At 75.0% G+C, this 6147-nt stretch carries 5 protein-coding genes; 3 read left to right on the top strand and 2 right to left on the bottom strand.

The features are described 5' to 3' along the window. Positions 1-39 precede the first annotated feature (39 nt). The gene (locus ACFVWU_RS36035) at positions 40-645 is read right to left on the bottom strand and encodes a hypothetical protein (protein WP_387628771.1); all 606 of its coding nucleotides are present in this window, start codon (positions 643-645) and stop codon (positions 40-42) included. Positions 646-692: 47 nt separating this feature from the next. Between ACFVWU_RS36035 and npdG the strand changes: the two genes are divergently transcribed. Continuing rightward, positions 693-1385 carry an NADPH-dependent F420 reductase gene (npdG, locus tag ACFVWU_RS36040; protein WP_387628773.1) on the top strand — a complete coding sequence of 231 codons (693 nt, stop codon included), beginning with the start codon at positions 693-695 and terminating at the stop codon, positions 1383-1385. A gap of 113 nt (positions 1386-1498) precedes the next feature. Continuing rightward, complete coding sequence (locus ACFVWU_RS36045; RefSeq protein WP_387628776.1) at positions 1499-1690, top strand: hypothetical protein; 192 nt, start codon at positions 1499-1501, stop codon at positions 1688-1690. Here the strand turns inward: ACFVWU_RS36045 and ACFVWU_RS36050 are convergent. Continuing rightward, positions 1687-2502, bottom strand: coding sequence for a site-2 protease family protein (locus ACFVWU_RS36050; RefSeq protein WP_387628778.1), 816 nt, complete (start codon positions 2500-2502; stop codon positions 1687-1689). The two genes, ACFVWU_RS36045 and ACFVWU_RS36050, sit on opposite strands and share 4 nt — an antisense overlap. A 194-nt stretch (positions 2503-2696) precedes the next feature. Here ACFVWU_RS36050 and ACFVWU_RS36055 point away from each other — a divergent pair, with 194 nt between their 5' ends. Then, positions 2697-6065 (top strand): BTAD domain-containing putative transcriptional regulator, encoded by a 3369-nt coding sequence (locus ACFVWU_RS36055; protein ID WP_387628780.1) that lies wholly within the window; start codon positions 2697-2699, stop codon positions 6063-6065. Positions 6066-6147: the final 82 nt, after the last annotated feature.

A 6147-nucleotide genomic window follows, 5' to 3' on the forward strand; every position in this document is an offset into this window, starting at 1 on the left:
CATCCTCGGACGGCTACTCAGGCCCCCGCAACGGGTTTTTCACCAGCGGCTGAGCGAGGGCGCCGAGGTCAGCCGCCCGGCGAGTTCGGCCAGCCGGTCCAGGGCGGAGCGGCGGCCGGCCGGCTGCCCGGCGGCGGCGGTGACCAGGTGCTGGGCGAGGTCGAAGGGCTCCTCGGCGGCGGTGCCGACGGCCAGTCGCTCATGGGCGATGCCGCCGAGGTCACCCGGTGCGCCGGGAGCGGCGCCGTCCAGCGCGAGGACGGTCGCGCCGTGCCGGCGGGCGTCCCGCACCCGTTCCAGCAGCGGGGCGCCGACCGCGGCGGGGGCCACCACCAGGACGGTGGCGCCGCGCCGGGCCTCGGTGAGCCGGCGCAGGCCGTGCGCCAGGTGGGCCGGGGCGGCGGGGGGCGGGCGGTGCCGCAGCAGGGTGGGCGCCAGCCGGGGGACGGCCGACCAGGCGGCCTCGTCCTCCAGGTGGGCGGCCAGGTGCCAGGGCTCGTACGCCTCGGTGCCGACCAGCAGCAACTCGCCCGCCCCGCGCCGCTCCACCGAACGCCGCAGCGAGCCCGCGAAGCCGCCGACCGCCTCCAGCCAGCCGGTGCCCGCCAGCCGCTCCCGGAGTGCTGAAACTCTCACCACGTCCATGCGGGCCAGGATGTCGCGCCCGGCCGGGGATTTGGCAGGATCGGCCCATGACTTCCCTCGATTCAGCGACAAACCCGGCCCACGACGCGCCGGACGTCTCGCAGCTGGTGGTCGGCGTCCTGGGCGGCACCGGCGACCAGGGGCGGGGACTGGCCCTGCGGCTGGCCAAGGCCGGCCAGCAGGTGATCATCGGCTCCCGCGACGCCGCCCGGGCCGAGGCCTCGGCCGCCGAGCTGGGCCTGGGCGTGCGCGGCGCCGACAACGCCACCGTCGCCCGGGAGAGCGACGTGGTGATCGTGGCCGTCCCGTGGGACGGCCACGCCGCCACCCTGGCCGCGCTGCGCGCGGAGCTGGCCGGAAAGATCGTCGTGGACTGCGTCAACCCGCTCGGCTTCGACAAGCAGGGCGCTTACGCGCTGAAGCCGGAGGAGGGCAGCGCCGCCCAGCAGGCCGCCGCGCTGCTGCCGGACTCCCGGGTCACCGCCGCCTTCCACCACCTCTCGGCGGTGCTGCTGCAGGACGAGTCGGTGGAGCGGATCGACACCGACGTCATGGTGCTCGGCGACGACCGGGCCGCCACCGACGTGGTGCGGGCGCTGGCGGACCTGATCCCCGGCATGCGGGGCATCTTCGCGGGCCGGCTGCGCAACGCCCACCAGGTGGAGGCGCTGGTGGCCAACCTGATCTCGGTCAACCGCCGCTACAAGGCCCACGCGGGCCTGCGGGTCACCGACGTGTGATCGACGGACGTCGTGTCGGCCTCACCCCTGGACCGTTTCCGGAGGTGAGGTCGGCGACAATGGGTGGCGGTCGCAACCCGGCCGTCCGTACCCGCGCCTAGGAGCCCCGCGTCATGCCTCGCACGTCCCTCATCGCCCTGATCGTCACCGTCCTCGCGCTGGCGGCCGCCGTGGTCTCGGTGATCGCGGGCTTCTGGATCGGGCTGATCTGGCTCCCGCTGGCCGGTGTGGCCAGCAACGTGCTGTGGCTGAACCGCCGCAAGGCGAAGCTGGCCGAGGCCGCGGCGGCGGCCGAGCAGGGCTAGTTCTTCCAGAAGCTGAAGAGGTACCGGCCGACCGTCGCGTAGTCGGTGTCCACGCCGAACAGGTTCATCAGGTCGTGGACGATCCCAAAGAAGAACGAGTTCACCTCGGGCTGCCACAGCAGCGCGAACACCGCGAGCATGCCGTACGGCGCGAACGGCTCGACCGCGCGCCGGGTCTTGAGCGAGAGCCAGGGCTCGATGATCCCGTAGCCGTCCAGGCCGGGCACCGGCAGCAGGTTCAGCAGGGCCGCGCTGAGCTGCAGCAGGCCGAGGAAGCCGAGGGCGCAGGCGAAGGGCGAGACGGTCAGCTCGTAGCCGTAGTAGGAGGCGTGCACGGTCGAGTCGTCCAGCCAGCCGGCGCCGACCGGGATCAGCAGTGCCGCCGCGAACACCAGGTTCACCAGCGGCCCGGCCGCCGAGATCAGGCTGTGCTTGAGCCGGCCCTGGATCCGGTGCCGCTCGATCCACACCGAGCCGCCGGGCAGGCCGATGCCGCCGAGGATCACGAAGACGATCGGCAGCACGAAGCTGAGCAGCACGTTGGTGTACTTCAGCGGGTTGAGCGTGAGGTAGCCCTTGGCGCCGACGGTGATGTCGCCGCCGTGCAGCGCGGTGCGCGCGTGGGCGTACTCGTGCAGGCAGAGCGACACCATCCACCCCGACACCACGAACAGGAACACCCCGAACCGGGCGTTGCCGTAGCCGGCGTACACCGCCCAGGCGGAGGTGCCGAGGGTGGCGAGGAGCACCCAGAACACCGGGCTGATCCGGCGGTCCTCGCTGCGGGATCGCGGCGTGGCGGCGAAGGTCATGGTGGGGGTGCTCCGTGGGCAGAGGGAAGGGGAATACCGGCAGGGACCGATCATGCCGGGCGGGCCGGTGGCCGGACAAGCCGTGTGGGGTGAACGTCCGAGGGCTCACCCCCGGTTCCGCCGCCGTCCGGGCCGGCCGGGGGAGCCGGGACAATTGTGCGGCCCCGCCACCGCCCATCGACCAGAATGGACCGGTGCACTACGGCATCCTCGGGACCACCACGGCCCACAACGACAACGGCACACCGGCCCCGCTCGGCGGCGCCCGGCTGCGGGCCCTGCTCACCGCGCTGGCGCTGCGCCAGGGCCGGCCGGTCCCGGCCGACCTGCTGGTGGACGAGGTGTGGGACGCCGAGCCCCCGCAGGACTCCTCCGCCGCGCTGCAGACCCTGGTCGGCCGACTGCGCCGCACCATCGGCCGGGAGCGGGTCGGCTCCGGCCCCGCCGGGTACTGGCTGACCGAGCCGGCCACCGACCTCGCCGACTTCCAGCGGCTGAGCGGCGAGGGCCGTCGCGCCCTGGACGCCGGCGACCACGCGCTGGCCGCCGAGCGGCTGCGCGCCGCACTCGCCCTGTGGCGCGGCCCGGCTCTGGCCGACCTGCCCGACCGCGCGGGCCCGGCCGCCCGGCTGGAGGCCCAGCGGGACGAGGTCCGCCGCCACCGGATCACCGCCGACCTCGGGCTCGGCCGGGCCGCCGAGCTGGTCGCCGAACTCGCCGAGTTGTGCGAACGGCAGCCGCTGGACGAGCCCCTGCAGCTGCTGATGCTCCGGGCGCTGCACGAGAGCGGCCGCACCGCCGAGGCGCTGCGCCACTACGAGCGCACCAGGCGGGCCCTGGCGGAGGAGCTCGGCGTCGACCCTGGTCGTCAACTCCAGTCCGTGCACGCCGAGTTGCTCGCCTCCTCGGAGCCTCCGCGGTCCGCCCCGACAGTGCCGCCCGCGCCGCCCGCGCCATCGGCGCCGGCTCAGCCGGCCCCCCAACTCCCCCGCGCCGGAAGCAACCTGCGCGGCCGGCTGACCAGCTTCGTCGGCCGTGAGGTCGACATAGCCTCCCTCCGGGGCATGGTGACGGACCGTCGGATGGTCACCCTGACCGGCCCCGGCGGCTCCGGCAAGACCAGGATGTCGATCGAGGCCGGCCGCGCCGAGCAGTCCGCCGGGCACTGGCCGGACGGCGTCTGGGTGGCCGAACTCGCCCCGCTGGAGAGCCCGGACGCCGTCCCCGCCGCCGTGGTCTCCGCGCTCGGCCTGCGCGAGATCCAGCTGCACAGCGCCAGCATGGTCGCCGAGGTGATGGACAAGCGCGCCGAGGACCCGGTGCGCCGGCTGGTCGAGCACTGCGGCCACCGCCGGATGCTGCTGATCCTGGACAACTGCGAGCACCTGATCCAGGCCGCCGCCGACCTCGCCGACGTGCTGCTCGCCGAGTGCCCCGGGCTGACCGTGCTCGCCACCAGCCGCGAGCCGCTCGGCGTGCCCGGCGAGACGGTGCTGCCGGTCGAGCCGCTGCCCGACCCGGTGGCGCTGCGGCTGTTCGCCGAGCGCGCCGCCACCGCCCGTCCCGGCTTCGACCCGCAGAGCGACCCGGAGGCCTGCGCCGAGATCTGCCGCCGCCTGGACGGCCTGCCGCTGGCCATCGAACTGGCCGCCGCCCGGCTGCGGGTGATGACGGCCCGCCAGATAGCCGAACGCCTGGACGGCCGCTTCGCGCTGCTCACCGCCGGCAGCCGCACCCTGCTGCCGCGCCAGCAGACCCTGCGCGCGGTCGTCGACTGGAGTTGGGACCTGCTGGGCAAGCGGGAGCGGGCGGTGCTGCGGCGCCTGTCGGTGTTCGCTGGCGGCTGGCGGCTGGAGGACGCCGAGGCGATCTGCGCCGACGGGGCCGAGGTGGCCCGGGGCGAGGTCGCCGCCCTGCTGCTGTCCCTGGTCGACAAGTCCCTGCTGGTGGCCGATCTGGACGACGACAGCCTGCCGCGCTACCGGATGCTGGAGACCATCCACGAGTACGCCACCGAGCGGCTGGCGGGGTCCGCCGCCGAGCGCGCCGCCACCGAGGCCGCCCACCTGGCCCACTTCTGCTCCGTCGTCGCCTCCGCCGACCAGGAGGTCCACGGCTCCCGGCAGCTGCACTGGCTGGCCGTGCTGGAGCGGGAGCAGGACAACATCCGGGCCGCGCTGCGCCGCGCGGTCGACCGCGGCGACGAGCAGTCGGCGCTGGTCCTCGCCCTCGGCATGAGCTGGTACTGGTCGTTGCGCGGCTACAGCCTGGAGGCCCGCGGCTGGTACACCGCGATCGCGGCCCTGGGGCCGGACCCGTTCGGCCCGGACGTCCCGCCGCCGGTGCCGCTGGAGCACAACGTGCTCGCGTACGGCCTGCCGATGTCCGACCCGGTGCTCCGGGAGGCCCGCCGGCTGCTCGCGATGTTCCGGCTGCTCGGGCTGTTCGAGGGGAACCTGGACGTGCTCGGCGACCCGGAGGCGGTCGTGGTCGCCCGGCGCCTGATGGACGCCTACTCCCCGGAGCTGCCGCAGTCCTACCGGTTCCCGGCGCTGATGCGGGTGTTCGGCGCCTTCCTGTCCGGCCGGCTGGACCTGATGAGGGAGCTGCTGGACGACGCGGTCCGCGGCTGCGAGGTGCACGGCGGGCCGAACGACCTGGCGTTCATCCTGCAGGCCCGGGCCAGGATGCTGAACGACTGGCCGGGCGGCCTGGAGCAGAGCATCCGGGACGGCGAGCGCTCCCTGGAACTGTACGAGCAGGCCGGCAACCTCTGGGGGGTCTCGCAGGCGCTGGCGGCCCGCGGCGAGGCGCTGGCCAACCGGGGCGAGGTCGGGGCCGCCGCCGTCGCGTACCAGCGGGCGATCGAGCTGGCCGAGGAGCTGGGGGCGCCGCAGGAGGTGCCGTTCCTGAAGGTGCACCTCGGCACCGCCCTGCTGGAGGGGGACCTGGCGCGCGGCGAGCGGGTGATCCGCGAGGCGGTGGAGTCCGTCGGCTCCCCGGGCGCCAACCAGTCCACCACCGGCGCCCTGATGCTGGGCCACCTGACGCTCTGCGCCATCCGGGCCCAGCGCGGCGACTACCAGGAGGCGCTGGCCGAGCTGGACGCCCTCGACGGGATCACGGTGAGCGGCTTCGTGCCGACCATCGTGAAGGGGCTGCTGCTCAGTGCCCGGGGCTGGATCACCGCCCGGGCCGGAGATCCGGAGCGGGGGCTCGCCATGCTGCGCGAGGGCCGCCGGTCGCTGCGGGCGATGACGGCGGCGAGCGGTTTCGCCGAGCACATGACCGTGATGGTGGTGCCCGCGGTGTGCGGGGTGCTGTGCTCCTTCGCCGCGCGCGACGGGGACCTGGGGCGGGCCCGGCTGGCGGCGGTGCTGCAGGGCGCGCAGAGCGGGCTGCACGGTCCGAAGGGTGGCTACCTGGACCGGGTCGAGCACGAGCGGATGGCCGTCCAGCTGCGGGAGCTGCTGGGCGACGCCGGGTACGCGGAGGCCCGTGCCGAGGGCGACGGGATGACCCAGCAGCAGACCCAGGAGCTGCTGGACGAGTTGATCGGATAGCGGCGGGGGGGCCGGGCCCCGGCCCCGGGGGGCCGCCGGGGCGGCCGGTTAGGCCCCCGGGCGGGCCCCAGGGGGGGGCGGC

It is taken from the genome of Kitasatospora sp. NPDC058190 (assembly GCF_042883685.1).
Classification (GTDB): Bacteria; Actinomycetota; Actinomycetes; order Streptomycetales; family Streptomycetaceae; genus Kitasatospora.

Bases quoted from the DNA above. Each gene is read 5' to 3' on its own strand.
- ACFVWU_RS36035 (WP_387628771.1), bottom strand. From the start codon at position 645: ATGGACGTGGTGAGAGTTTCAGCACTCCGGGAGCGGCTGGCGGGCACC.
- npdG (WP_387628773.1), top strand. From the start codon at position 693: ATGACTTCCCTCGATTCAGCGACAAACCCGGCCCACGACGCGCCGGAC.
- ACFVWU_RS36045 (WP_387628776.1), top strand. From the start codon at position 1,499: ATGCCTCGCACGTCCCTCATCGCCCTGATCGTCACCGTCCTCGCGCTG.
- ACFVWU_RS36050 (WP_387628778.1), bottom strand. From the start codon at position 2,502: ATGACCTTCGCCGCCACGCCGCGATCCCGCAGCGAGGACCGCCGGATC.